The following is a 26,032-nucleotide window of genomic DNA, read 5'->3' on the forward strand; positions in this document are numbered from 1 at the left end:
TCCGTGATTTAGGGGTCGTAAATTAGTATTATATATAGAACTTGTTGATAAAAGCTTCTTTTTAATATACTTTCCGGGGTCCCGGGGAGTTCAGTGTATCAGTATCAGCGATATGATCTGCATGAGTATATCGCCGTACACGATGGACAGTATGAATCCCAGCGTTATGGGGATGAGGAACGGTATCTTGGGCGTTATCCAGACTTTCGGCCCGATGATGCCCTCGTTCTTCCACTTTGTGATCCTGTCGTAGATCTCTTCGCTTATGTCCACCCCGCTGAAGGTGCGCTTAATTTCGGGCTTGCCTTCCGGGGTTTCCAGGTATTTGTGCATGAGGCGCACGTGCTTGCCCTTAAGGTTCTCAATGCTTGCCTTGTAGCCGGTTAAGGCCATCATGGGGCTTGCGGCCAGCTCGCCGAATGGCACAGTGACCAGGTTATAGATCAATATGGCTATTGGTACCACGAGGTTCAGCGCCAGGGCGTTGCCGAAGACGGCCAGCCCAAAGATGATTGAGCGGGACACGCTCGTCAGCGGCAGCGATAGGCCGGCTATGTCTATAATCGGATAATACGGGAACATCAGGGCGATGGCCATGAGCGCCTTCGCGTCGGCGCCGCCCAGCCCGCTCATCCCGAAGTACTGGAAGAAGTAGAACAGGAAGTACATCAGGACGAAGATGAAGATGATGTTCAAAGCCCACGAGAATACGAGATAATTGTTAAAGTTCAAGCTGTACAACTGATATAGGCCGAGTACCAGCCCTATGCCGCCCATGATATACCACAGGCGATTGGGGGCACGGCGTATTTTCCAGTCGGTCACGCAGGAATAGCCGAGAATGACCAGGCATATGGCGATACGAACGATGTCCAACCATTCCCAACCGTACATAGCATGGAGATGGTCAGTAAGCTATTTATTCTTTTTTACAGTTTAAAAATGGGAGATAAGGGTAATCATTCTCTCAGGGAGTCACTCCCTCACCATCTTAATGCACTTGGCGGGACACTCGTTCGCACAGATGCCGCAGCCTTTGCAATAGTCGTAGTCGATGTTATAGCCCTTGTCGACGCAGGACTCGGGGCAATACAGGATGCAGTTACCGCAGTCCTTACACTTTTCCCGGTCTACGACGGGCTTGAACGTCCTCCAGGTGCCGGTCTTGCCGGCGGCCCCGTGCTGGGGCTTCGACGCTGGTGTCAGCGGCATGTCTCCCTTCGCCTTCTTAACGCTCACGAGCTTAGCCTCCTGCTTCATACGATCACCTTTTCATAGGCCGCTTCCGCCGCCTTCACGTTGCGCTCGTCGCTGAACATGTCCCTGATAGCTTTTTCCGCGGACTCGAGCTTGACCACGCCGAGCTTCGCCATCGCGCCGACTATGGGCGTATTCAGGATCGGGTTACCCGACAGGACGAGGCCCAGCGACAGGGCGATATCCGTGACATTGACCCTGGCGATCCGGAATTTATTATACTTCGGGTCCTTGAGCTTCTCGCCGTTCTCCGTATTCACGACGAGCAGCCCTCCCTCCTTCAGCCCGACAGTGACGTCCACCAGGTCCATGATGGTATCATCGAGCACGATGACAATGTCCGGGTTATAGACCTGGCTCACGACCTTGATGTCGTGGTCCGAGATGCGCGTGAACGATGTGACCGGCGCTCCGCGGCGCTCGGCGCCATATAGCGGAAAAGCCGTGCCGTACTTGCCTTCAAGGAACGCGGCCTGTGCCAGCAGCTTCGACGCCGTGACGCCGCCCTGGCCGCCTCTCGAGTGGATGCGTATCTCCAGCATTAGTCCACCCCCAGCCAGAACTCGCCTTCGGGCTTAGCCTTTCTCACAAGGTCCGCTATCGTCTCGTAGCGGACGTCCTGGCCGCCGAGGCCTGCGATGATGTTGTAGACGGGCACATTGTGGTGGAACCGGATCTCCTGCGCCAGTATGCCGCCGGCGCCGAAGGAGCAGTCCCTGTCCAGCACAATGACCTTCTTGCCCTCAATGTTAAGCTTGGGGAACGGCCGGAACTGCCTGACCCTGATAGAGCCGGCCTTCATGCCCTCCTTTCTCAGCAGGTCGACGGCCACCTCGGCTTCCCGTGCCATGGTGCCCATGCCGACGATGACCGTATCCGCGTCCTCCGTCCGGTACTCATCCGTGGGCCCGTACTTGCGGCCGAAGCGCTCCGCGAACTCCTTCTCGATAGAGCGGCACTCGACGTTGGCCTCCTTCTGGGCGTCGTGCATGGCCCGCCTGAACTTGAAGTAGTCATTCTGGGCCGTCAGGTTGCCGTAGGACATCGGGTCGTTCGTGTCCAGCGCGTGCGGTATGTTGATGGGCGGTATGAAGTCGCCCGGCTGTGTGATCTCGAGGGGCTGAATGGCGTGGCTAAGGATGAATCCGTCCATGCAGACCATTGTAGGCAGGTTGACCTTTTCGGCCAGCCTGTATGACATGAGTACCGTATCGTAGACTTCCTGGACTGTCGCCGCGTAGAACTGCAGCCATCCCGTGTCGCGCTGTGATAGTGAGTCCGTGTGCTCGGCCCAGATGTTCCAGGCAGGGCCGACCGCCCTGTTGATGTTGGCCATCACGATGGGGAGTCGGGCTCCGGCAGCCCAGTGGATCATCTCGTGCATATACAGCAAACCGTGGCTCGACGTAGCGGTAAATGCCCGGGCTCCGGAGGCGGATGCACCAATACAGGCCGCAAGGGCAGAATGCTCGCTCTCGACACGAATGTAGGACGCCTTCATCTGCCTCGTCTCGACGAAGCTCGCGATGGTCTCCACGACCTCGGTCTGCGGGGTGATAGGATAAGCAGCGACCACTTCGACGTCCGACTCCTTGACCGCGAGCGCGGCCGCCTGGTTGCCTGTTGCCATCTTCTTCATTGCGAACCCTCCTTTGCCTTCTCAAGGGCATCCATGTTAGCCATGTCCCGGATACGACCCATGCCCTCGTTGACCTCCTTCTGGAGGCGCTCGATGTCGACGCCCTTGAACCGGCCCTGGGGCTTTACGTAGTCTTCCAGCGGTGCGGGCCTCTTCAAAGCTGCCTTCGTGGGGGCGTTCAAGGTAAGCTTACCGTCCTCGTACTCGTAGAGGAACCACATGCCGCACCTGACTGCCAGCTTTCCCAGCTCGACCGACTTCTCGGTCGCGTAGCGCCAGCCGGACGGGCACGGGCACTGGACGTGGATGAACTTCGTGCCCTCGATGCTCAGGGCTTTCTGGACTTTATTAAAGAGGTCCTTCGGGTAGGCCGACGACGCGCTGGCCATATACCGGGGCCGGTGGGCCATGATGATCAGGTCAATGTCCTTCTTGGAGTCCTTCCTGCCGGTCGGCGTGGTCGTGGTGATGGCGCCGTAGGGCGTAGAGCCGCTCTTCTGCATGCCCGTGTTAGAGTAGGCCTCATTATCATAACAAACGTAAAGGATGTTGGCGTTGCGCTCGATGGCGCCCGATAATGCCTGGATGCCGATGTCCACGGTGCCGCCGTCGCCCGCGAAGACGATGATGTTCTTGCCCTTGTTCCGCGCCGCCGAGGCGATCCCGTCGGCCGCTGCCGCCGCTGCGGCGAACGCGATGTTCAGCACGGGAACGCCGTAAGCTGACCTGGGATAGGTGCCCTGGCATACCGTCGAGCAGCATGCGGGGTTCACGATGATCGTATTCGGGCCGGCCGCCTTAAGAATATAGCGCAGTGCCAGCATTGCGCTGCACCCGGCACAGGCCGTGTTGCCTTTATAGAGGAATTCATCCTCCGGGATGTCGTCCAGCATCAAGTTCACCTTATTCGGAAAAACGTATGGTCTTGGTGTAGGATTATACTTTTTTCTTTTGTTATTTAATGTTATGGTATGTGCTACCATATGTCTTGCAATCGTATGATGGCCAGCACCGGGTTGGGGCATGTAGAATAAAAAATGCTTGCTATAGCTATAATAACGGTGCGGACGGGCATAATGCGCCGATTTTTAATGGCTTGGGGTCAATTGTTACCAAATATTTAAGTTAATTTTATATCAGCCCGGATGAGAATCGCGAAATGAGTATCAAGGGTGGTAGTAGCCAGTCCGTCATTATGCAGTCTTTGGACATAATATCGAATGCCCGTAAGGCCATTGAGGTGGAGCCCGATAACCCGGACGCTCATTTCCAGTACGCTAGGCTTCTGGAGCACGAGGGCCGGCTGGAGGACGCAGGCACTGAGTACCTGAAGGCCGGCGAGATGAAGACCGACTTTGCCGATGCATACGTGTGCTATGCGAACCTGCTGTGCCGTATCGGCCGGTACAACGATGCCGAAACACACTACAAGAAGGCGATATGTATCGCTCCCCGAAGCTATTTCGCACGTTTCAGCTACGCGGTCATGCTCGAGGTCATGAAACGCTTCGAGGAGGCCGAGGACGAATACATCGCCGCCGCATCGATCAGTACCGGAATATAAAGGCCGTCTCTATATGGGGCTTCCTGTTCCTTAGCACGCTTTGCAGATGGGCGTATTTCGGCAAAATCCGCGCGCATTCCGGTAAAATCCTTTTTAAACCTGCGGCCGAAGCCAACTTATTGTGTTTGATCATGCCTACGCTTATCATATATACTCAGCCGACGTGCGGCTATTGCCAGGAGCTGAAGGACTACCTGCGTGATAATAATATCCCGTTCGAGGAGAAGGATATCACTAAGGACAGGGCCGCGTGGGACGACCTCGTGAATAAGTATAAGGCCCGCGCTACGCCCCTGGTGGTTTTCGGCGAAAAGACGATGCTCGGTTTTAACCCGGACGAGCTCAAAAAAATGCTGAGTGCCGAGCAGGCTCCGGCCCGTTGAATTTTAAGGGTAGGGTGCCGGGTCTGAGGGCGAGCCGCCCGCATATTCTTTCAGGTAGCGTGCACAGAGGCCATAGGCCTCGAGCACCTTGTTTTTATCGATGCGAGGGACTCCGCAGCTTACGATGTGGATATTTTTGGTGTCCATCGTTACTTTGGTATCGTCCGAGTCCCTGTACGGGTATATCGCGATGATCTTTTTGGAGTCCGTAAGGATCACCTGGTTCGACTTGAGGGCGATGGTCTCTTTCATGCCGATGCCCCGGAATGTCTCGCCTTCGGCGGCGAATCGCATCGTGAGGCTTCCTTCTAATTTATCGGCATCGAAGGCCGCGATGGGCACGCCGCTCAGGGCGGATGCCAGGTTGTAAGCATCTACCGCCGTGTTGATCTTCGGGAGCTTTCCGCCCGAAAGTAGCCTGCGGACCAGCGCCTCCGATGCGGGCCGGGTCTTGGTCGGGTCGATGCCGACGCTCCAGAAGAAGTCCCGGTATGCCCGGAATACCGGGTCGTCCTTGACCTTTTCGAGCGTATACTGCGAGCCGATGGTCCGTGCAACGTCCACTTTCAAAGCCTCAAGGCCTAAGTTCTCTGCAGTGATGCTGACCGATGTGATATCCCCTTCGACCACACAGATGCCCGGGAACTTTTCCAGCACGGCAGCGCTAAATTCCATAAAAGCATACTCCATTGTGTCATTTTCCTTTAATATTACATAAACTATCGGTACTACGGAAAGGATAGGGCTAAAAGCAGAATAAAAGATCGATGACGAGGCATCAAAATCCCTCGAAGCCCCTATCGCTCAAGAATTTATTGACCTGTCGGCGCTCAGGATAGGCGGGCCAGCCTACGCCGCCGATCTTGAGGGCCGCCGTGGCGCTGCCTATCACGGCCGACTCGCGCAGTGTTCTGCCGCTTATGTACGCGCTTATGAACCCGGCCGCGAAGTTATCGCCGGCCCCGGTAGTATCTACCACGTCTACTTTAAAGGCCGGGACATACTCCGACGTGTTCCGGTCGGCGATCCAGCAGCCGCCTTCGCCGACCTTGACCACCGCCGTCTTAACGCCCATACCCACCAGCATCCCGGCAGCCTTTTCCGGCCCGGCGTCTCCGCCCAGTTTTAAAATGTTCCTGGCTTCGTCCATATTCGGCATGAACAGGTCCACTTTCGGCAATATTTCCCGGAGCGGGCCTACCGTCTCTTCTATGAATCCCCGGGGGTCCCAGCCGGTATCGAACGATACCTTGATACCGGCCGCATGAATCAGGTCAATGAGCTTAATGTAATCGTGTCGCAGGCTGTCCATTAAAAAGTACGAGGGAAGATGGACGATATCTGCGGATATTCTTGAGATATCGATATCGTCCAGGCAAAGTGTGGCGTTCTCGCCCTGGTATGTGATGAACGAGCGCTCGATGCCCTGCACCATGGCGAATGTCATGCCCGTTCTTTTATCGGTGAGCAGCACGTTCGCCGTATCTACGCCATTATCCTCCAGTTCAAGGAGCACATACCGGCCGAACACGTCGTCGCCGACCTTGCCGAATAGCTGCGTTCCCATCCCCAGCCTGGAGCAGGAGAGCGAGAAGTTCGCGGAGCAGCCGCCGCCGTGCATCTGGAGGTCCCGCGTGACGACCTGCTTACCCGTGGCCGGTATCCTGTCTATTCGCGCTATCAGGTCGACGTTGATGTCGCCGATGGTCGCGATCATCGCCGCCAAGCGTGATCACATCCGCTTATGCCGTTATGCCCCGTACTTTTCCTCCTTATCGAGCAGGTCCAGGGCGATGGGCATGACGTCCAGGCCTTTGAGCCGGTGGAGCCCGCCCTGGTACGCGATAAGCTCGTTAAAGCGGCTCACATCGTCAATTCTGACCCCCGGCCCGTGGATCACGATCGGCACCGGGTCGGCAGTATGGCGTTTAACGAGGACGGGCGTGCTATGGTCGGCGGTCACGATGACCAGCACTCTCTGCAGGTGCAGCAGGCTCTGGAAGGCCGGGTCCATCTCCTCAAAAAATTTCTTCTTTTTCGCGAAGTCGCCGTCATGCCCGGCCTCGTCCGCCCCTTTGATGTTCACCAGGACGAAGTCATGCGTCCCCAGCGCGGCGATAGCCTTCTCGACCTTGGCGCGCTCCGTCGCGCCCGACAGCCCGGCTCCCATTTCGCCGACGGTCAGGCATTCCATGCCGCAGAGCTTACCGACGCCGATGATCAGCCCGGCGGAGGCGATCACCGCCCCTTTCATATCATATTTACCGTAAAAGTCCGGCATTTCTGGCACGCCGCCGGCACCCCTTAACAGGATGGCGTTAGCCGGCAGAAGCCTCTGTTTTTTTCTATCCACGTTCAGGGGATGGTCTCCGAGGACGCCCATGGCCTGTTCTGATATACTGTTCACGACGCCTGCGGTATGCTTTGCTTCCGGAGTATCGGCCGTAGCGCGACACTCTTTGAGCCGAAGGCCATCCCTATGGGGGTCGGTATCGGTGATATCGGGCGATAGGCCTTTACCCCTCAATACGAGCGCTGCCCTGTGCCCCGTTGACCTTTTAAAAATTATATCCACGCCCGGCACCTTCACCTTCTCGGAGATTGCCGCTGCCAGTGCGTCCGTATCCTGTATCCTGCCGGCCCGCCTGTCCTTCACGGTGCCATCCTCCACCGTGGCGAAGTCGCATCTGAAAGCGACGTCGCCCTTTTTTACGTCGATCCCCACGCCGGCGGCCTCGAAAGGCCCCCTGCCCGTATAATACTTATATGGGTCATACCCGAGGAGGGCCAGGTGGGATACGTCCGACCCCGGGCGTACGCCGATGTCGACGGTGTCCATGATGCCGTTTATCCCGCCGTTGGCCAGCGCGTCGAGGCCGGGCTTATCGGCGCTGGCAAGAGGCGTCGTGCCGTTCACAGGCCTGTCGGAGCCCCCATCGAGGACAATGAGTAGTATCTTGTTAGCGATAGCTGGCATATCCGACATAAAACCAATTAACATATCCCCCGGATAAATAAATCTTAAAGTGTCTAAATATACGGAATTTTCTATAAGGTATGGATAAATTAAATGAAGTCCGGCTTAATTAGATTCTTTGTAGACCTTGCCATAATTACATTAACGTTACCTTTTCTTTTTCTAGTACACTGTATATCAATAGCTTTAAAACGTCCGTCGTAAGGAACCATATAAACGCATATCCCCATACAAATAAGGCAAGGCCCCATCCCATCGCCGGTAGCAAAATGCCATACACCGTGATTATCGTAGCGGTCAGCTGCGTGAGGATAACAGCGATCAAAAGGATCGGCGACGGCTTCACTGACCAGAACGGCCCCCTTGTCCTGGCCACGAATAAGAATAGATGCCCTGCCACCGAGAGCTTGAGATAAATGAACGACTGCAGAACATCATGGTTAAGGTGGAATATATTAAGCCCGATGTATAGCAGGCTGAATGAGGCCAGGACGCCGAAGAGCCCAAGCGCCGTGGACACGCCCAGCAGGGTCCGCATGTTCCATCGCTCAGGCTTTTTAGAGTATAAGACGTTATCATAGGAGATCGCCATGATGGGAAAATCGTTCAGGAGCGCGAGGAGCACGACCATGAGCGCCGTTATGGGATAAAAATTGAATATGATGATCGAGGCGGTGACGAAGAATACGAGGCGTATAGTCTCGCCCATCCGGTATATGGAATAGCTGATCATCCGCCGGAATATCTTACGGCTCTCCTTGATGGAGTCGATGATGACGGATATGCCGGGAAGGGTGAGGACGATGCTGGCGGCGGATTTGGCCGCGTCCGTCGCCCCCGCCACGGCGATGCCCGCGTCGGCCTTCTGTAGCGCAGGGACGTCGTTCACGCCGTCCCCGGTCATGCCGACGATATGGCCTCTTTTCTGCAGCAGGCCCACGATGCGATACTTGTGCTCGGGGAACACTTCCGCAAAGCCATCAGCCTTCTCGACGATGTCCGCCGCCTTTTCATCCGGGGTGTCGACGATGGCGGTCTGGGGCTGGATATTCGTCCCCATGCCGACCTCCCGGGCGATCTCTTTGGCGATGTCCACGTGGTCCCCCGTGATCATCTTTACGTCCAGGCCCATTGACCTGGCCGTATCAATGGTATCCTTTGAGTCCTCGCGGGGAGGGTCGTGCAGTGAGATAAGGCCGACGAAATCCCATTGCCCCTCGTCGCCCGACTTCGCGACGCCCAGCGTACGATATCCTTTTCTGGCAAACTCCTCCGTATGCTCTGCCGCCCAGGCTTTAGTATTGTCGCCGCATAAGGCGACGATCATCTGAGGGGCGCCCTTGGTCACTCTAAACGCTACTCCGCCCTTTGCCACTCTGGCTTCCGTTCGCTTCGAGACGGGGTCGAACGGCAGGAAATCCGAGACGGCATATAGCGATGTGGCCACGTCCAGCTCTTTACTTTCCCTCGTTTTTTTAATGATGGCCAGGTCGATAGGGTCCTTATCCTCCTCCCTCGAGGCCAGGGCTGCATATAGTATCGCGTTCTTTTCGTCGTGGCTGCCGAATGGGGCAACGCCGGCCACGCTGATCAGGTTTTGCGTGATAGTCCCCGTCTTATCGGCGCACAGGATGTCCATGCCCGCCATTTCCTCGATGGCTACGAGCTTGCTGACGATCGCCTCCTTTTTCGCCAGCGCCATGGCCCCCACGGCCATCGTGACGGACAGCACGGCGGGTAATGCGACGGGCACGCCGGCGATGGTCAGCACCAGCGCGAACTCCAGGATCGACAGGACATCATGGCCGCGTAATACTTCGACGATGCTCACGAGCAACACGAGAAGCAGCGTGACCATGATAAGGTAATCGCCGATCTTGACGACGGCCTTCTGGAAGTGGCTTGGCGCGCCGATCTTTTCCGCGAGCCTGGCGGTCTTGCCGAAATAGGTGTCCATCCCGGTGGCCACCACGAGCGCATCCATCTCGCCTTTTCGCACGATCGCCCCCGAATAGCCGACGTCGCCGGCGTGCTTTTCGACGGGCAATGACTCTCCCGTCAACACCGCCTGGTCGACCTCCATGTAGCGGCCTTCGATAAGCTTAACGTCGGCCGGTATGATGTCGCCGAGCCGTATCCTGATGACATCACCCGGGACGAGTTCCCGGGCATTGACCTCCAGCCATTTACCATCCCTTTTTACCCTGGCGGATGGCGAAAGCTTCCGCTTGAGGAGCTCGATGGCATTGCTTGCCTTGTTTTCCTGGAAAAATTTTACGAGCACGTTTATGAGAAGCAGCGTCACGATGATGGCGAAATCCTCCAGGCGCCCGATGACGAGGGATATGATGGCCGCCGCCTCGATCATCCACTGTATCGGCCCCCAAAAGTTCAATAAAAATTTAATGATAGGGTTCTTCTTTTTTTCGATGATCTGGTTCGGGCCATATGCCTGGAGCCGCCTTTCCGCCTCCATACCGGATAGGCCATTGCCACCGGTCGTAAATACCTTAAAGAGATCATCGGCCGATAGCTTTTTTACCTCTTTCAGATCTATGATCTGTTTATCCATTAAAGCCTCTCTTTCTTATGTTCATCGTCTCGACATGCCTTAGTATTCGATAAACACGTCCAGATCGCCATACTTTTTTACCACGTTGACCAGAGTGCCGCTTTCTTCTCTCCTGAATTCCATGTTCACGGATGCGCTGCCCACCCTGAGGTCTGTGATCTTTATATTGTTCAGCCATGGGGGGAGATGAGGTTTTACCAGCGTCAATCGTTTATTTAGTGCATCCGGGGTTAACCCCAGGGCAGCGATGAGCATGTAGGGGATCGTGCCGGCCGACCATGCCTGGGGGCTGCACGCCACGGGATATTTTACGGGTATGTTGTATTTGCCCCTCTCGAATCCGCTAAACAATTCCGGCAGCCGGTATAATGGAAAAACGCTGGCGGCATCGTACATACCGGTAAAAAGATCCGATAGCCTGTCATAGAAGCCATATTTATGAAGCCCCATGGCTATGATCGAGTTGTCATGCGGCCACACGGTACCGATGTGATAGCCCAGCGGGTTATACCGTAGCTCGTTCGAAGAGAGCGTGCGAATGCCCCACCCGCTATACATGTCCGGCTCAAACAGCCTGTCGGCGAGAAATTTGGCGTATTTTTCATCCACGATCCCTGACCAGAGGCAATGTCCGGGATTAGAGGAGATCACGTTGCAGACGCCGAGGTCGTCAAGCGCCATGGCAAAAAATTTCTTATCGTCCATCCAGAACCTATCGTTAAACGCTCTCTTTAGCCTCTCCGCATCTTTTCTTAGCTTTTCCCCATCACCTCCCCTGCCCATCCTGTCGTAAAGCATAGCCAAACGCTTTTTGGCCATATACACGTAGCCCTGGACCTCCGCGAGGGCGACCGGAGGCTTTGCCAGAGTGCCGTCCGAATGCATGACCGCGTCCCAGGAGTCCTTCCACCCCTGGTTGGAGAGGCCTCTCGCTGACCTCGGCAGATATGACGTAAATTCCGAGCCATCGCGCCGGGAATACCGATCGATCCAGGCGATGGCGGCGTCAATGTTGGGCATTATCTTCTCCAGTAATTTCAGGTTGCCCGTCCAGTCCACGTACTCGGCCAGTAATATCAAAAAAAGCGGGGTCGCGTCAACCGTTCCATAGTAAGGCGTCTGGGGTATTTTGTTGAGATTGGCTTTCTCGCCTAGCCTCAATTCATGGAGTATCTTGCCGGGCTCTTCATCGCGCCAATCATCGTATGCCCGGCCTTGATACCCGGCGAGTAATTTTATAGTGCCGGGCGCGGACCCGGAATGATACGGCATGATCTGAATGGCGGCGAGGATGCAATCCCTGCCGAACAGCGCGTCATACCAGGGTACACCCGCCGAATGGAATTTACTCCCATCCAGGCTCATGTATAGCATCCGGAGGTCCGAAAGCGATCTCAGTATGATCTTATTGAAAAGATTATTGTCGGTCAGGAAATCAAAATGCCTCCTGTATGGGACGTGATATGATTTTTCAATGCCCTCCAGCGTCTCCTTCGTGCCCAGCATCCGCGGCTCGACCGCCGGTTTACCCGGCGGCAGGTCCTGGGCAAAGATCGCCAGCATTATTTTTTGAACGCCCCTCGGGTCCAGGCGGACGGAAAAGGTGCATGAACCTTTTTCCACCTTCGAGGGAGGCGGATCGAACTCTATTTTTGTGGTGCGGAAATGCCCGTCTTTACCCATGTAGGGGATATACAGGGTATGATCGCCCGCATCGTATCTTATCGGCAATATTTTCCCGTCGACGCCCTCCGTCAATCCCCTTATCGTGAAAATATCGTTAAAGTCGGACTTAAAATTCAGCGTCAGGTCAAGCGCCACTTTGGCCATATTAAAATTTCTTATCGTAATTGTTTCAACGACGCATCCGGGTATTGCGATATCCCGTCCTATGCTGAGCGTTTCTTTGTTGATGTAATTACCGTTATTGTCCTCCATGTCCGGGTTCGTCAAAATGACGATCGAGTCGAAGCCGCTCTGGGCGCCGATTAATATCTCCGTCAGGTATTTGCCGTTGATCGTCAGGGTATAGCCGCTGAGGAACCTGCAGTCGTGATAATAAAGCCCATACCCGAAATTGTCTTTCATCGGTATGTCGCCATTCGGTAATGTTACGAGAGAAAGGTCATTCTCCCTGATGACGCGGGCATTGATTATGTTGATGGATCTGGTATGTCCTGCTCCCAATTTTTCCATATATATATTAAAATTATATAAATACATAAATAATTTAATTCAAATCTGGATATAATCATCCGTGTGTAGCTAGGTTTAACGCAGATACGTGCAAGGGCATACTGGATTATCATACGGCTGCTAAACTGCCGGATTTTACCATGGTCGGGGGATCTCATGAATGAAAATAAAAGCTATATACTCTGGTTTAACGAGATAGGGATGGAAGACGTGCCCCGGGTCGGCGGTAAGAACGCTTCCCTGGGAGAGATGTACCGGGAGCTATCGCCGGAGGGCATCAAGGTGCCCAACGGTTTTGCCGCGACCTCCGCGGCCTACTGGCATTTCGTCAATTCGGCGGGCATCCTGGAGGACCTTAAGGAAATCCTGGCGGGCCTGGATAAATCGAACGTGAAGGACCTGGTAGAGCGAAGCCTTAACGCCCAGCAGTTGATCCTGAACGCCAGGTTGCCGGACGACCTGTGGGAGGCTATAAAAGCCTCCTATGATAAGCTTTGTGAGCAATACGGCCCGGAAACTGACGTGGCTGTGCGAAGTTCAGCCACTGCTGAGGACCTGCCCACGACATCGTTCGCCGGCCAGATGGAGTCGTACTTGAACGTGCGAGGCTACGACCAGCTACAAGAAGCCTGCCTCAAGTGCTACGCCTCGCTCTTCACCGACCGGGCCATATCCTACCGCATCGATAACCATTTCGACCATTTCAAAGTCGCCCTTTCCATAGGGATCATGAAAATGGTGAGGTCGGATAAGGCGTGCAGCGGGGTCATATTCACCCTGGACACCGAGACGGGCTTCAGGAACGTGGTTTTAGTCACCGGCTCCTATGGCCTAGGAGAGAACATCGTCAAGGGGGCCGTAAATCCGGACGAGTTCTACGTGTTCAAGCCTACTTTGAAAACGGGCTACAAGCCCATCATTAAAAAGGATCTAGGCGATAAAAAGATCAAGATGATATACGCCGAGAAGGTGAAGGGCCAGACCGTGAACGTCGAAGTGCCCGAGGATGAGCGGAGGAGGTTCTGCCTCTCGGATGACGAAGTGCTGGCCCTCGCTAAGTATGCCATGGCCATCGAAGACCACTACTCCCAAAAAGCGGCAAAGGAGATGCCCATGGACATCGAGTGGGCGAAAGACGGGATCCTGAACGAGCTCTTCATCGTCCAGGCCCGGCCCGAGACCGTGGAGTCGCAGAAGCCCCGGGATATTCTGGAGACGTATCACCTGGAGAAGAAGGGGCCTGTACTGGTCACCGGAATGAGCGTGGGGGAGAAGATAGGCGCTGGCAGGGCACGCGTGATCAAGGACGTTTCTCAGCTTTCATCCCTCCAGAAGGGCGAAGTGCTCGTATCGCATACGACTACCCCCGACTGGGAGCCGGCCATGAAGATCGCCTCGGCCATCGTGACCAACACAGGAGGCCGGACAAGCCATGCGGCCATCGTCAGCCGCGAGTTTGGCATACCGGCCGTCGTGGGCACGGACGATGCCACGGAGAAGGTCCGTACAGGCCAGGAGGTGACCGTGTGCTGCGCAGAGTGCGAGAAAGGCTTCGTATACGAGGGTAAGCTGCCCTACCACGTGGAAAAGGTCAGCCTGAAGGGCCTGAAAAGGCCCAAAACCCAGATCCGGATAAACCTGGGCAACCCGGATGAGGCCTTTGCCGTCTCCGCGATCCCCAACGACGGCTGCGGGCTGGCCCGCCTGGAGTTCATCATCGGCAACTACATCAAGATACATCCGATGGCCCTGATACACCCTGAGAGGGTCAAGGACGAGGCTGTGATGAAGAAGATCGACGAGCTGACCTATGGCTACGATAATAAAAAGGATTATTTCGTGGATAAGCTCTCCCAGGGCATAGGGACCATCGCCGCCGCTTTCTACCCGAAGCCGGTCATCGTGCGCTTCAGCGACTTCAAGTCCAACGAGTACGCAAGTCTCATAGGAGGGGAGTACTTCGAGGTCCGCGAGAATAATCCCATGCTGGGCTTCCGGGGCGCGGCACGCTATTACAACGACCGCTACAAAGAAGGCTTCGCCCTGGAGTGCGCGGCCCTGAAAAGGGCGAGGGAGGTCATGGGGCTGACAAATATCATAGCCAAGATACCGTTCTGCCGCAGGATCGATGAGATGAAGAAGGTCCAGGAGGAGATGGCGAAGAACGGGCTCAAAAGGGGCGAGAACGGGCTGGAGGTCTTCATGATGTGCGAGATCCCGAGCAACGTAATACTGGTTGACGGGTTCTGCGAGTACGTGGACGGCATCTCCATCGGCTCCAACGACCTCACTCAGCTCGTGCTGGGCGTAGACCGTGACTCGGAAATACTCGCCTCCGAGTTCGACGAGCGTGACCCCGCCGTCATGGACGCGGTCTCGAGGGCTATCCGGGGCGCAAGGAGGAATAAAAAGCATAGCGCCCTCGACGGCGAGGCGCCGAGCGATTATCCCGAGTACGCCGAGTTCCTCGTGCGAGAGGGGATAAGCTCCATATCCCTGATCCCGGATGCGGTGATGGGCATCACCAGGAGAGTCCTTGACGTCGAGAAAAAGCTTGAGACGAAGGTGATACCTTGAAGATCGTCATATCCGAGCCGATATACCTCACCGATGAATACCGGCGCCGGCTGGAGGCCCTGGGCGATCTCCGGGCTTACGATAGCGTGCCCACCTCGGACGAGGACTTCGTGAGCCGAATAAAGGACGCGGAGATAGTAATAGCCGGGAGGTATGGCTTCTCGGGCGAATCGATCCGTCGGGCTCCCGGCCTTAAGATGATCGCCCTCTGGCAGACCGGCTACGATAACGTGGACCTGGCCGCAGCGACGGCGAGAGGCGTGGTGGTGTCCAACGTGCACAACTACGCCTTCGATACGGTCGCCGAGTTCGCCTTCGCCCTGGCCCTGAACCTGCTCAGGAAGGTCGATAAGGCCGACCTGAACCTGCGCAGGGGCCTGTTCGACTGGAGGCGCTACGTTGGAGAAGAGCTCATGGGCAAGACGCTGGGAGTTATCGGGCTGGGCAGCATCGGCCGGAGGGTGGTACAGATCGCCCACGGCTTCAACATGAGCGTGCTCTCGGTCACCGCCCATCCCGACCCGGAGAGGGCCCGCGCGCTGGGCGTGAAGTTCGTGAGCCTCGATACGCTGCTAGCCGAGTCGGACGTCGTCAGCCTGCACGTGCCCCTCACCCCCGAGACGGAGCACATGATAGGCGCGGCGCAGCTCGCCAGGATGAAGCCGACGGCCATCCTGATCAACACGGCCCGGGGAAAGATCGTGGACGAAAAGGCGCTCGTCGAGGCCCTCCGTGAAAAGAGGATCGCCGGGGCCGGGCTGGACGTCTTCGAGACGGAGCCCCTGCCCATGGATAGCCCCCTGCTTAAGCTTGATAACGTGGTGCTCACGCCCCATATAGCCTTCCTTTCTAAGGAGTCCATCGATGAGTGTACCAGGGTAACGATGGAGAACGTGGAGATGTTCGTCAAAGGCAGGCCCCAGAACGTGGTGAACCAGGCCGTGCTCGCCAAAAAGGCCGAGGAGGGCCTTGCCTGACATCGGGTGATCGAAATGACGATAAAAACAGTGAAAGATGTCGATGTTACCTCAAAAAAAGTTCTAGTCCGGGTAGATTTTAACGTGCCGATGGGCGAGAACGGGGATATCAGAGACGATACGCGCATTCGAGTGTGCCTGCCTACCATCCGGCACCTGGTCGATAAACGTGCCAGGGTCATCCTGTGCTCCCATCTGGACAGGCCAAAGGGAAAGATAGTCGAGTCGCTAAGGCTGGCGCCCGTAGCCAGGCGGTTGTCCGAGCTGCTCGGCAAGCCGGTGGAATCGCTGAGAGAGTGCACAGGCCCTGCCGTTGAAAAGGCCGTGTCTGCAATGCGCGATGGCGACATAGTGCTTTTGGAGAACCTGCGGTTCTACCCTGGCGAGGAGAAAAACGATCCGGGCTTTGCCCGTGCCCTGGCACGCCTGGCGGACATATACGTCAACGACGCGTTCAGCGCCAGCCATCGTGCCCACGCTTCGGTCGTGGGAATAACGGATTATCTCCCTTCCGTGGCCGGATTCCTGATGGAAAAGGAGCTCAACATACTGGGAAAGCTCCTCGAAAACCCTGCGAAGCCTTTTGCCGCGGTAATTGGCGGAGCGAAAGTAAGCGATAAGCTGGAAGTACTTGACAATATCGTAACCCGGGTGAGCATGTTTTTACTCGGCGGCGGCATGGCTGCGACGTTTTTAAAAAGCGAAGGCTACCGCACAGGAAAATCGCTCGTAGAGGACGATAAGCTTCAATATGTACGGGACCTGTCGGAAAAAGCCCGGTCCCTGGATGTCGGGCTGTTCCTGCCCATCGACGTGGTCATAAGTGAAACTCTCGATGGCAGCACTCCGGCCCGAACGGTGGCCGTGAGCGACATACCTGACGGGTGGGCCATCGCGGATATCGGCCCGCAGACGATCTCAAACTATATTCGGGAACTGAAGAAATGCAAAACCGTTTTTTGGAACGGCCCCATGGGCGTGTTCGAAGTGCCTGAATTTTCGAAGGGGACCAGGGAGATCGCCACGGCAATATCAAACCTCGATGCTGTCACGGTAGTTGGGGGCGGCTCTACGACCGAGGCCGTGAACTCGCTCGGGCTGGCGGACAAAATCACCCATATTTCGACCGGGGGCGGGGCCACACTGGAGTTCCTTTCGGGTAAGCCGCTTCCCGGCGTGACGGCGCTGGCGGAGGCTTCCGGGCGGATCCTGGCTCGCACAGGATAAGCCCGGCATCTCTATTTTTTAAATGGCTTTTTATGGCTTAAAAGGCAGTAATTAGTCTAATGTCAGAGCATAAAATCGCGGTATATATGATGAAGCTTTATGTGGCCGGTCGCAAAGCAATATTTGGGTAAAAAGTGAAGCGGATAGGCATTGTTACAAGCGGCGGCGACGCTCCGGGAATGAATGCGGCAATTCGGGCAGTGGTCAGGGCCGCCCATACGAAAGACCTCGAAATCGTGGGCTTCGAAAGGGGCTGGGAAGGCCTGATCAATAATAAATGCAGGCTACTGAGCCCGAGGTCAGTCAGCGGGATACTGCAGTTCGGGGGCACGATACTCCATACGTCGAGATGTCTGGAGTTCTGGACCAAAGACGGGCTTCAAAAGTCCGCGGAGACTCTCGCTTTCAACCGAATCGACGGGCTGGTCGTCATCGGCGGTGACGGCTCTTTCAACGGGGCGCAGGCGTTGAGCAAAGAAACGGATATCAGGATAGCCGGTGTCCCGGCCACCATCGATAACGACGTGTACGGGAACGACGAGACGATCGGCTTCGACACGGCCGTGAACACGGCGGTCGCCGAGATCGACAAGATCCGCGATACGGCGGCTTCCATGGATAGGGTCTTCGTCGTCGAGGTCATGGGACGGACGCGGGGGTTCATCGCGCTGGCGGTCGGCTTAGCCTCGGGAGCGGAAACGATCCTCGTCCCTGAGGTTAAGTTCACCATCGACGACGTCGTCGGGACTGTGAAGCAAAATGTGCAAAAGGGGAAAAAGTCCGGTATCATCGTGGCCGCAGAGGGGATCGGGGATACCCGCGAGCTTTCGCGGGACGTCGAAAAGCTTACCGGCATCGAATCCCGGCTTAGCGTTCTGGGCTATGCCCAGCGGGGAGGCAATCCAACGGCCCGCAGCCGATACCTGGCCGGTGCGTTCGGCGATAAGGCTGTAGAGCTGTTGCTGGAAGAGCGGATAAATAGCATTATCGTGCTGCAGAACGGCAAAGTCACGACAATAAGCCTAGAAGAGTCGGTCAGAAATAAAAAGCCCCTGGATTTAAGCCTTTTGGACCTCGCCCGTATGCTGGCGACATGAGTACGCTAAAAATGCCACTTTAAAAAATATGGGGCAATATCATTACATTGGAAGCTCGACGGAGACCTTGCCGGCTTTCGATGGCGGCGCGACCTTCCATGGCTTGAAATCCCCGATGCCGAGCGATCTGTCGGTCCTGTCCATCGACTTCTTTTTGTCCTTCTCCATGCCCATCATTGCCCGTATGCAGTCGATGTTCTCCGGGATGACGTCCGACTCCTGGTGGACCGCCTGGAACAGCTCGATACTGTCCCCGTCCGCGGACACCGAGTCCTCGTAGATGCAGTTCTCCATCATGTCGCCCTTCGGCCTTCCCAGGACCCTGCCCATCTCCATGATGTCCCCCGTGGACTTGATATTAAACCAGCCGGGGATAAGCCACAGGCGGCGCCACTTCTTCAGCGCATTGAGCACCTGGTCCCGTGTTGGCGTGCCATCCACGCTGAAGTGCACGGAGTGCGTGTGCATGAGCGTGGTCGGCACCTTCAGGGCCGCGGTCGATATCCTGATGTGCGGAAGCACCGTCTGGACGTCCGGGCCGTGGTGCGACGGCAATGTTATCGGGTCGGGCACGATCGCGTTGATCGGGCCGCGCTTGATATCATCCGGGTCGCCGCCCCTGCGCACGAGCGTCACCAGGGCGTTCTTGATGCCAAAAGCCGTGTCTATGGCATAGACGAGCCGGCAAAGCGCCGAAGTGTTACACGATACGACGCGGACGAAATCCTTGCCGATGGCCTCGTCATAATTGGCCGCCGCATTAAAGGAAGTACCAGTCATTTCATGCTTCTCGCCGCCCTGGAATATCGCGGGCTTGCCCATCTTATCGTAGATCTTTTTATTCTCTGCGCCGATCCCGCTCGGCGCGGCATCCACCACGATATCGGCCTTCTTTATCATATCCTTGCTTGAGCCGGCCATGGGTATGCCCGCGGCCTTGAATTTAGACTCCGCCTTCACGGGATCCACCGCATAGATATCATACCCCTTCCCCGCCGCCACAAAAGCCTCATAATCGGGCTTAGTCTTAGCGATCCCCACCAGCGCCATATCGTCCTGGAGCGCGACGGCGTCGGCGACGCGCTTACCGATAGTGCCATAACCATTGAGCGCTACCTTGACCTTATCAGCCATTAAAATCACCCTGCTAGAATAAATAAGAAAATAAAATAATAAAAATATGCCAATTTAGTGCCCTAATTTCCCGCTCATTTTAATAAATTCGGCCATGTTCGCCGGGATAAACTGGAATCTAAAATGGTTGGAGCAAAACGGTTATGCGTGTTCCTTAGCATGTTTTTTAAATTCGTGAATTGCTAACAACACCATACCTACAATAGTACATGCCCCAATTATTGCCAGTTTCGCCACATTACCGATGCCAGCGTTCAGTAAATTCAAGGCAACGAGGATCAATATGCCGATAATGGCCCCTATGATCGCTCCAAAAAATGCTCCCCCAAAGCTGCTCATAAATCCCTGGTAATCAAAATCGTCAGCCATGAGAATCCCCCATGTTCTATTGACTTGAATATTATTATAAGTTTAATACGATTATCGCATCATTTGCGAGTATGGCCTTCCTCTTTATTTTATCCATCCGGCCAGGAAGGTCTTACGCGGCCGCCGGCGCTCTCGGGCCCGTCAGCTTCAGCTTTATCGCCAGCAATACCATGATGAGGCCGAAGGCGATGCTGAATATGCCCACGACCTGGATGAGCGTGACGAGGCCTGCTATGGGATATATCAGCAATATGACTCCAACCATGCCCGCAAGTATGCCGCCGGCGATGAGAAGCCACTCGCCGTGTACCCTCTTATGCGTCTCCACTGCCACGATGACGTCCAGAACGCCCGTGAGCAGGAAGTAGAACGCGACGATGAGCGCGAACGTCAGCAGGGTCAGCCCCGGCCACAGGATGACCGCCGCGGCCGCCGCTATGCCGATGACGCCCTCTATTATCCTCAGCCACCACCGTCCGTCCCTGATCGAGACCGCCTCGAGTAAAAGTAAGACCCCGACCACGAATGCGAAGACTGCGAAGAGCATTATGAATGTCAAAAGGGTCAGGCCCGGAAAGAACAACAGGATGAGCCCGAAGCCCAGGGCTATCAGCCCGCGCAACAGGAAGTTCAGCCAGTGAGCGCTCCATAGTCCGATGCCAAGATTTTCACTACCAGATACACTTTCTGCCACAATAACACCACATAATAATATCGTAATAATTTTATAAATATATTTAACCTAAATGGGCGGGTTGAATGATCAGGAGGACGAAATGACAGGTCACATAGGACACCATGAAGGATGCGGATGCCCGATGTGCGCCGGTGCCATGGCGCACAGGAAGAAGCTAGTCGCCGCGATGGTCTTCTTCGGCGTTATGGCCGTATGTAGCGCAATGATCGCAGGGGCTATCCACTTGTTACTGCATGCCATAGCATGCCGGAAAGAGTGAGCGGCGAAGGTAGCTATGAGCTTTTAACCATTATATTTTTAAGGCTTCAAGATACGGTAAGATGCGCACCTTTACAAAGTCGTTCACCAGCAGGGCGAATATGAAATACCAGGCCCATGCGATCAGCACATAAGCCGCCGGTATCGGTATGAGGCCGGGGATCCCTGCTATCGCGATCGCCGACGTGACGAGCATGTTGCCGCCGATGGCCAGCAGAAGCGTTTTACTCGGCATCGACCTCCAGAAGTAGCTCCTCTCCCTCACCACGAAGATCGTGAACATGCCCCCGAAGATGAGCATGCAGAACGTGAGCGTGCGCAGCCCCGTCGCGTCGGTTAGCCTGAAGTAATTCATGGCGATATACAGCATACCGAACGATTCCATGACCATGAAGACGCCCAGTAAGATGGCGACCTTGACGAGCGCCCTCATATCCCAGGTCTCCGGCTTCAGGGAGGGGCGGGCGTTGTCCGTCGCGATGGATATGGTCACGAAATCGATGAGGAAGAGCAGCAGCACGATCTCGAAGGCTCCCACCACGTACACCCCGGTCACCAGGTAGGCCAGGACGACGAAGAGCACGATCTCAAATGTCTTGACGATCTTATTCAGGATCCAGGTGACTATCCGCTGGTGGATACTGCGCCCGGTCCTGACCAGGCTCACGATCTCCGGCAGTCCCTCCTTCGTGAGGACAACGCTGGCGGCGCCTTTGGCCACGTCCGTGGCGCTGCTCACGGCGATGCCGACCTCCGCCTGCTTCAGCGCCGGGGCGTCGTTCACGCCGTCGCCGGTCATCCCCACCACGTGTTTTTTTGACTGCAATGCCTTGACGATAAGGTACTTATCCTCGGGATAGACGCCGGCAAAGCCATCGCTGCCCTCGATGATCTCTTCAGCCTTATCCGGGTCGATGCTCTCCATTTTTTTCAGGTCTTCCATCCCTGTGACCTTTCCCCCCAGCTTGACCTCATTTGCTATCTCCCTCGCGATGGGCAGCGCATCGCCCGTGAGCATCTTCGTGGATATGCTCAGGCCCCTCAGCTCCTCTATAAGCTTCGCCGAATCCGGCCTGGGCGGGTCATAGAGCGCCGCCATCCCGATAAGCTCGAAGCACTGCTTCTCGCCTCCCTTTGCGACGACGATGGCCCTATAGCCCTTTTTCGCCAGCGAGCCTATTTTCTTTTCCAGGCCGGCCATCTCGCCCGGGTCGACGCCGCAGAGGGCGGCTATCGTGAGCACAGCCCCTTTTATCACCGTGAACTCCTTCCCATCCTTCTCAATGACCGCCTCAGTCCTCCGCGTGGAAGGGTCGAAGGGCGTGAATTTTTTCTGGACGTACCCGTTAAAATTAAGGCCCTTACGCCGTGCTTCCGAGATGAATGCGAGGTCTATGGGATCCTGGTTCGCCTCCTGCGAGGCTAGCGTCCCGTAGAACGCCACGTCGTCCGCCGAATATCCGCCCACGCCTTCCATCTCTGCCACGGAGAGCTTATTCATCGTGATCGTCCCCGTCTTATCGGCGCACAATATGTCCATCATGGCCGCGTCCTGGGACGCGCTGAGCCTCGTCACCAGCACGCCCCTTTTTGCCAGCTCCAGCGAGCCCAGCGCCATCGTCACCGTGAACATGGCAGGGAGCGCCACGGGTATCGACGAGACCAGCAGAACAAGCGCCAGGGGCAGTAATCCTAACAGGCTTACGCCCCTGAAGTACGAGACGATGAACGCGAGGGCGAGCAAAGCGATGACCATGGCTAACAGCCATTTCAGCAGGTTAGTGATGACCTCCTCCACGTACAGCTTTGGCCTTGCCGCCTGGACGAGCTGGGCCGTCCTCCCGAAGTACGTGCGGGTCCCCGTCGATACGATGAGACCCGTGGCCTCGCCCTTCCTCACCAGGGAGCCGGAATATAATAGATCGCCCGACTTTTTCTCCACCGGCAGCGATTCGCCTGTCAGGGCGGACTGGTCGACTTCCATATCCCCGTCGATGATCTTGACGTCGGCCGGCACGAAGTCGCCCGACCTGGCCCTGACGATGTCCCCCGGAACGAGTTCCCTCGCCGGCAATACCGACCAGGCGCCGCCTCTCAGCACCCTGGCCTTGACGCTCAGCTTTTTCTTTAGTGCCTCGACCGCCCTTTCGGCCTGCTGTTCCTGGAAAAATCCCAGGATGGCGTTTATGAGCAGGAGCGCCGCGATCACCGCCAGGTCCAGGAGCCTGCCCAGGACATACGAGATCAGGATAGTCAGTTCGAGCATCCAGGCCGTCAGGCCCCAGAACCTCTTTAAAAAGCTCATCAGCGGGCTCTTCTTTTTCTCGGGCACCTCATTGTACCCGTATTCGGTGAGCCTCTTTTTTACTTCATCGGGCGCAAGGCCCGTATCCGGATGGGCGCCGAGCTCTTGAATGGCCTTTTCCACCGGCAATTTCCTTATATCCTCTTCCGACGGTCTTCCTCCCATAATATCCCTCAACCAGTTCCCGGCCGCTCATGCTTTTCCCTGGCCTGAAGATAAATGCCCAGGCAGATGTAAAATACAAATATCACGAGAGTGAGCAGCGGGTCGAACAGGGGAAGCGGAATGCCGAAAGCCGTGGGGACCGTGGAGCCGATCACGTCGAGTAAGTTAAAAGAGGAATGCAGTACCATGGCGACGGGAAGGCCCAGGAGAAAGCCTTTGACGGCGAATCCTCCGGCGGGCCGGCGGGCTTTAAAGTAGCCTACGAACGCTCCCGTGGCCCCGGTGAAGCAGCCATGGCCCAGCGAATCAAGGAGCGAGCGATACAGCATGTCATACGCCCATTCCATGACGCCGCCCACGTGCACCGGGTTCGCGTTGACCGCGAAGTACAGCCAGTTCTCGATGAACGCAAAGCCCATGCCGATGGCGAAGCCATAGAGTATACCGTCGAGGAGGCCGCCGAAATCCCGCCGGCCCGAGAGGATCAGGACACCCGTCCCCTTCGATGTTTCCTCCGTGACGGGCGCCACCAGGACGGCGGCTATGGCGAACGCGACGCTCTTACCGACGACGGCGCCTATCAGCAGCGTGCACGCCGTATTGATCAGGAACGCGATGAGCGTGGCCATGATGCCCCAGGTGAACATGGATACCATGAGCCTGAACGTCTGGCGCCGGTAGTACTTGAACGCCCAGGCGGCCACGAGGTATACGACCGGCATGAATATCGCCGCGGCGCCGCCCAGCAGGAATATCAGCCATCCGATATCAGGGCTTATGTCGCTCAGCGTGAAGAACAATATGATAGCGACGAGCACGGCGCCGCACGCGAGCTCGAAAAGCCAGAATAAGGGGCTGGTGATCACGTCGGCCAGCAGCTCGGCAGGCCTGGAGATGAAAAATATTCGATGCCGGATGTGCTCGCGCTGCGTCACGGAAAATACCCTTCCCATGATCATGGCCAGGATCCCGAGAAGCAGGCCCGCCATCGGCACGCCGAATAACGAGAGCGTCGAAGCGAGACGGTTCTCGTAGGGGGCCCAGTTTTCGCCGACATGGATGATATTCCCCGAATAGGTACCATCGAACCCGGCCGCGATGCCTAACTGGTCCGTTTCGGCTGTCCTGCCATGGTATGAGAAATTAAGCGGGTACGATAAGGTCCGGTTTTCACCCGGCCCCACTTCCCCGAGCTTCCCCAGCACGTTCCACTTATTATGGCGATATAACGCGATGTACGCGGTCATTCGCGAGCCGGTAGGGTTGGTAACAGCTACCGTCAGGGTTTCATTGGCCTTGAAATCATAGAAAGTATAGTTTGCCGGAGAGATGAGGTGCACGTTGAGGGATCTTCCGGTATAAGCGCCGGCAGGTATGGCCGGTTCACCAGGCATTGATGGCTGTGCGGCCGCCGGCAATAGAGAGGTGAGCGCCAGTGCTAACAGGAGTGAAAACACCAACGGTAAGCGATTAGACATGTTCGATAATTACATTATATTACTAAAATAAAATAACGACTAATAAAAAAGTTAATCTGCCCACAACGGGCTTTTAAAGCTACATCCTATCGAAGATATCTCCAAGAATATCGAACGCCTGGTAAAGCTCGTTCTGCGCGAGCTCGATCTGCCTCAAGCCGTCTATATAGTAAGCATCGTCCCTGGTCTCAGAATATTTCCCGAAGGCTTCCCTGGCATTTACCTGGTATCGACAGACATCATATATATGCTGGTCATAGCCAGCCAGTTCCTGAGCATACCAGGCCTTCTCTTCCGCCGTAAGGCCCAGGGCTTTCTCGTTGATCATGTCCGAAACGTTCATCGCTATTTCGATCCGCGCGTCCATGTTCTTGCAGGCCATGAGCCCGGCATTCGCCTTTACTTCCGACCGGATCATTGCCAGGGCAGGCTCGGCCTTCGCGATGGCCTGTCCCAGGGACTTCATATCGTTCGCCGCCTGGATCTCCTGGTCCATACTATTTAGCCACTGGACATTACTATCGATCCCCCTGGCAATAGCAGCCTGTTCATTCGTACTCAGCCCTGACCCATTGACCATCAGCTTGAGCATGTCCATCTCACGGAGCAGCGTCGTTATCCTCAGCCGGGCGATCTTCTTCGACACGTCGGAATGGCCGCTTCCCCATGATTCGTTGAACCACTTCTGGCCATTCATGGAAGCGTTTTTACCGGTGAGCCCGTCGGCACCGGAAATGCTAAAAGAATAGTTATATTTCGGCCCGGAGCGATAAGTCGATGCCCATTTCTGCCACTCGCCGTAGGAGAGGCCTGAGAAGTTCATCCGCGATAAATTCCCGTAGCCTGCCTGGCCGTTATTTTCAGGGCCGCCGCTGCCGTACTGGTTACCGTTATCATTCGGCTGGCCCGGGGGAGCCTGCGTATTTTGAGCGTCTGGCTGGCTGCCTGGCTGTATATTGCTGCCGTATCCTGTGGTGGGCGTATGGTTGTTGCTGGCCAGCGCAGGGACTGCGGCATATACTAGCATGGTCGCTATTGCCAGTAATATGAAAGTTACCGTTAAGCCTCTCACGATCTATCACACCATCTGCCGCATAGCAGGCATCACGTATAGTTACAGGCATCGAATTTATAACCATTCTTATAATACTCCGAACTAT

Annotated in this window: 23 protein-coding genes; 7 read left to right on the forward strand and 16 right to left on the reverse strand. The window is 55.9% G+C overall.

The window, feature by feature from the left end:
- Positions 1-90: 90 nt before the first annotated feature.
- The 5 genes from MCP_RS06355 to MCP_RS06375 form a co-directional block, all read right to left on the reverse strand.
- Positions 91-894: an A24 family peptidase C-terminal domain-containing protein gene (locus MCP_RS06355; protein ID WP_012900005.1), complete on the reverse strand. Its 804-nt coding sequence runs from the start codon at positions 892-894 to the stop codon at positions 91-93.
- 81 nt (positions 895-975) lie between these two features.
- Positions 976-1,212 (reverse strand): 4Fe-4S binding protein, encoded by a 237-nt coding sequence (locus tag MCP_RS06360; protein WP_128860162.1) that lies wholly within the window; start codon positions 1,210-1,212, stop codon positions 976-978.
- 44 nt (positions 1,213-1,256) lie between these two features.
- Positions 1,257-1,799 carry a 2-oxoacid:acceptor oxidoreductase family protein gene (locus MCP_RS06365; RefSeq protein ID WP_012900007.1) on the reverse strand — a complete coding sequence of 181 codons (543 nt, stop codon included), beginning with the start codon at positions 1,797-1,799 and terminating at the stop codon, positions 1,257-1,259.
- Entirely contained in the window at positions 1,799-2,896 is a 1,098-nt protein-coding gene (locus tag MCP_RS06370; protein WP_012900008.1) for a transketolase C-terminal domain-containing protein, read from the reverse strand. Before MCP_RS06370 ends, MCP_RS06365 begins: the two co-directional genes overlap by 1 nt.
- The gene (locus MCP_RS06375; RefSeq protein ID WP_128567071.1) at positions 2,893-3,789 is read right to left on the reverse strand and encodes a thiamine pyrophosphate-dependent enzyme; all 897 of its coding nucleotides are present in this window, start codon (positions 3,787-3,789) and stop codon (positions 2,893-2,895) included. The genes MCP_RS06370 and MCP_RS06375 overlap by 4 nt, the downstream gene beginning before the upstream one ends.
- Before the next feature lie 266 nt (positions 3,790-4,055).
- On the opposite strand from MCP_RS06375, the gene MCP_RS06380 reads away from it, so the two are divergent.
- Both MCP_RS06380 and MCP_RS06385 read left to right on the forward strand, forming a co-directional pair.
- Positions 4,056-4,460 carry a tetratricopeptide repeat protein gene (locus MCP_RS06380; RefSeq protein ID WP_012900010.1) on the forward strand — a complete coding sequence of 135 codons (405 nt, stop codon included), beginning with the start codon at positions 4,056-4,058 and terminating at the stop codon, positions 4,458-4,460.
- A gap of 131 nt (positions 4,461-4,591) precedes the next feature.
- The gene (locus tag MCP_RS06385) at positions 4,592-4,843 is read left to right on the forward strand and encodes a glutaredoxin family protein (RefSeq protein WP_012900011.1); all 252 of its coding nucleotides are present in this window, start codon (positions 4,592-4,594) and stop codon (positions 4,841-4,843) included.
- A gap of 3 nt (positions 4,844-4,846) precedes the next feature.
- Here MCP_RS06385 and MCP_RS06390 read toward each other — a convergent pair whose 3' ends face one another.
- The 5 genes from MCP_RS06390 to MCP_RS06410 all read right to left on the reverse strand — a co-directional run bounded on the left by MCP_RS06390 (position 4,847) and on the right by MCP_RS06410 (position 12,588).
- On the reverse strand, positions 4,847-5,518 hold the full coding sequence (locus MCP_RS06390; RefSeq protein WP_128859968.1) for a B3/B4 domain-containing protein: 672 nt from the start codon (positions 5,516-5,518) through the stop codon (positions 4,847-4,849).
- 103 nt (positions 5,519-5,621) lie between these two features.
- Complete coding sequence (locus MCP_RS06395; RefSeq protein WP_128860165.1) at positions 5,622-6,560, reverse strand: carbohydrate kinase family protein; 939 nt, start codon at positions 6,558-6,560, stop codon at positions 5,622-5,624.
- A 33-nt stretch (positions 6,561-6,593) separates the two neighbouring features.
- Complete coding sequence (locus MCP_RS06400; protein WP_012900014.1) at positions 6,594-7,820, reverse strand: 2,3-bisphosphoglycerate-independent phosphoglycerate mutase; 1,227 nt, start codon at positions 7,818-7,820, stop codon at positions 6,594-6,596.
- A 136-nt stretch (positions 7,821-7,956) separates the two neighbouring features.
- The gene (locus tag MCP_RS06405) at positions 7,957-10,392 is read right to left on the reverse strand and encodes a plasma-membrane proton-efflux P-type ATPase (RefSeq protein ID WP_012900015.1); all 2,436 of its coding nucleotides are present in this window, start codon (positions 10,390-10,392) and stop codon (positions 7,957-7,959) included.
- A 39-nt stretch (positions 10,393-10,431) separates the two neighbouring features.
- Positions 10,432-12,588 carry an amylo-alpha-1,6-glucosidase gene (locus tag MCP_RS06410; protein WP_128859969.1) on the reverse strand — a complete coding sequence of 719 codons (2,157 nt, stop codon included), beginning with the start codon at positions 12,586-12,588 and terminating at the stop codon, positions 10,432-10,434.
- A 156-nt stretch (positions 12,589-12,744) separates the two neighbouring features.
- On the opposite strand from MCP_RS06410, the gene ppsA reads away from it, so the two are divergent.
- The 4 genes from ppsA to MCP_RS06430 all read left to right on the forward strand — a co-directional run bounded on the left by ppsA (position 12,745) and on the right by MCP_RS06430 (position 18,466).
- Positions 12,745-15,165, forward strand: coding sequence for a phosphoenolpyruvate synthase (gene ppsA, locus MCP_RS06415; protein ID WP_012900017.1), 2,421 nt, complete (start codon positions 12,745-12,747; stop codon positions 15,163-15,165).
- Entirely contained in the window at positions 15,162-16,142 is a 981-nt protein-coding gene (locus MCP_RS06420) for a 2-hydroxyacid dehydrogenase (protein WP_012900018.1), read from the forward strand. The genes ppsA and MCP_RS06420 overlap by 4 nt, the downstream gene beginning before the upstream one ends.
- Before the next feature lie 15 nt (positions 16,143-16,157).
- Complete coding sequence (locus MCP_RS06425) at positions 16,158-17,369, forward strand: phosphoglycerate kinase (RefSeq protein WP_012900019.1); 1,212 nt, start codon at positions 16,158-16,160, stop codon at positions 17,367-17,369.
- A gap of 134 nt (positions 17,370-17,503) precedes the next feature.
- Complete coding sequence (locus MCP_RS06430) at positions 17,504-18,466, forward strand: ATP-dependent 6-phosphofructokinase (RefSeq protein WP_012900020.1); 963 nt, start codon at positions 17,504-17,506, stop codon at positions 18,464-18,466.
- Positions 18,467-18,508: 42 nt separating this feature from the next.
- Here the strand turns inward: MCP_RS06430 and MCP_RS06435 are convergent, their stop codons facing one another.
- From MCP_RS06435 to MCP_RS06445, 3 genes are all read right to left on the reverse strand, one after another.
- Complete coding sequence (locus tag MCP_RS06435) at positions 18,509-19,600, reverse strand: type II glyceraldehyde-3-phosphate dehydrogenase (RefSeq protein WP_012900021.1); 1,092 nt, start codon at positions 19,598-19,600, stop codon at positions 18,509-18,511.
- 141 nt (positions 19,601-19,741) lie between these two features.
- Positions 19,742-19,969, reverse strand: a complete 228-nt coding sequence (locus MCP_RS06440; RefSeq protein ID WP_012900022.1) for a hypothetical protein — start codon at positions 19,967-19,969, stop codon at positions 19,742-19,744.
- Between the two features lie 112 nt (positions 19,970-20,081).
- A complete protein-coding gene (locus MCP_RS06445) occupies positions 20,082-20,663 on the reverse strand; it encodes an HdeD family acid-resistance protein (RefSeq protein WP_012900023.1) in 582 nt (193 codons plus the stop codon).
- 82 nt (positions 20,664-20,745) lie between these two features.
- Between MCP_RS06445 and MCP_RS06450 the strand changes: the two genes are divergently transcribed.
- Complete coding sequence (locus tag MCP_RS06450; RefSeq protein WP_128859970.1) at positions 20,746-20,925, forward strand: hypothetical protein; 180 nt, start codon at positions 20,746-20,748, stop codon at positions 20,923-20,925.
- Between the two features lie 30 nt (positions 20,926-20,955).
- On the opposite strand, the gene MCP_RS06455 is transcribed toward MCP_RS06450, so the two are convergent.
- From MCP_RS06455 to MCP_RS06465, 3 genes are all read right to left on the reverse strand, one after another.
- The gene (locus MCP_RS06455) at positions 20,956-23,394 is read right to left on the reverse strand and encodes a plasma-membrane proton-efflux P-type ATPase (protein ID WP_012900025.1); all 2,439 of its coding nucleotides are present in this window, start codon (positions 23,392-23,394) and stop codon (positions 20,956-20,958) included.
- A gap of 8 nt (positions 23,395-23,402) precedes the next feature.
- Positions 23,403-24,788 carry a PrsW family intramembrane metalloprotease gene (locus MCP_RS06460; RefSeq protein WP_231845184.1) on the reverse strand — a complete coding sequence of 462 codons (1,386 nt, stop codon included), beginning with the start codon at positions 24,786-24,788 and terminating at the stop codon, positions 23,403-23,405.
- Between the two features lie 163 nt (positions 24,789-24,951).
- The gene (locus tag MCP_RS06465) at positions 24,952-25,944 is read right to left on the reverse strand and encodes a hypothetical protein (protein WP_012900027.1); all 993 of its coding nucleotides are present in this window, start codon (positions 25,942-25,944) and stop codon (positions 24,952-24,954) included.
- Positions 25,945-26,032 lie beyond the last annotated feature (88 nt).

It is taken from the genome of Methanocella paludicola SANAE, assembly GCF_000011005.1.
Taxonomy (GTDB): domain Archaea; phylum Halobacteriota; class Methanocellia; order Methanocellales; family Methanocellaceae; genus Methanocella; species Methanocella paludicola.

Coding starts and splice junctions, on each gene's coding strand:
- MCP_RS06440 (WP_012900022.1), bottom strand. CDS start 19,969: ATGGCTGACGATTTTGATTACCAGGGATTTATGAGCAGCTTTGGGGGA.
- MCP_RS06450 (WP_128859970.1), top strand. CDS start 20,746: ATGACAGGTCACATAGGACACCATGAAGGATGCGGATGCCCGATGTGC.
- MCP_RS06370 (WP_012900008.1), bottom strand. CDS start 2,896: ATGAAGAAGATGGCAACAGGCAACCAGGCGGCCGCGCTCGCGGTCAAG.
- MCP_RS06425 (WP_012900019.1), top strand. CDS start 16,158: ATGACGATAAAAACAGTGAAAGATGTCGATGTTACCTCAAAAAAAGTT.
- MCP_RS06380 (WP_012900010.1), top strand. CDS start 4,056: ATGAGTATCAAGGGTGGTAGTAGCCAGTCCGTCATTATGCAGTCTTTG.
- MCP_RS06395 (WP_128860165.1), bottom strand. CDS start 6,560: ATGATCGCGACCATCGGCGACATCAACGTCGACCTGATAGCGCGAATA.
- MCP_RS06410 (WP_128859969.1), bottom strand. CDS start 12,588: ATGGAAAAATTGGGAGCAGGACATACCAGATCCATCAACATAATCAAT.
- MCP_RS06455 (WP_012900025.1), bottom strand. CDS start 23,394: ATGGGAGGAAGACCGTCGGAAGAGGATATAAGGAAATTGCCGGTGGAA.
- MCP_RS06405 (WP_012900015.1), bottom strand. CDS start 10,392: ATGGATAAACAGATCATAGATCTGAAAGAGGTAAAAAAGCTATCGGCC.
- MCP_RS06385 (WP_012900011.1), top strand. CDS start 4,592: ATGCCTACGCTTATCATATATACTCAGCCGACGTGCGGCTATTGCCAG.
- MCP_RS06360 (WP_128860162.1), bottom strand. CDS start 1,212: ATGCCGCTGACACCAGCGTCGAAGCCCCAGCACGGGGCCGCCGGCAAG.
- MCP_RS06355 (WP_012900005.1), bottom strand. CDS start 894: ATGTACGGTTGGGAATGGTTGGACATCGTTCGTATCGCCATATGCCTG.
- ppsA (WP_012900017.1), top strand. CDS start 12,745: ATGAATGAAAATAAAAGCTATATACTCTGGTTTAACGAGATAGGGATG.
- MCP_RS06435 (WP_012900021.1), bottom strand. CDS start 19,600: ATGGCTGATAAGGTCAAGGTAGCGCTCAATGGTTATGGCACTATCGGT.
- MCP_RS06365 (WP_012900007.1), bottom strand. CDS start 1,799: ATGCTGGAGATACGCATCCACTCGAGAGGCGGCCAGGGCGGCGTCACG.
- MCP_RS06390 (WP_128859968.1), bottom strand. CDS start 5,518: ATGGAATTTAGCGCTGCCGTGCTGGAAAAGTTCCCGGGCATCTGTGTG.
- MCP_RS06400 (WP_012900014.1), bottom strand. CDS start 7,820: ATGCCAGCTATCGCTAACAAGATACTACTCATTGTCCTCGATGGGGGC.
- MCP_RS06460 (WP_231845184.1), bottom strand. CDS start 24,788: ATGCCTGGTGAACCGGCCATACCTGCCGGCGCTTATACCGGAAGATCC.
- MCP_RS06375 (WP_128567071.1), bottom strand. CDS start 3,789: ATGCTGGACGACATCCCGGAGGATGAATTCCTCTATAAAGGCAACACG.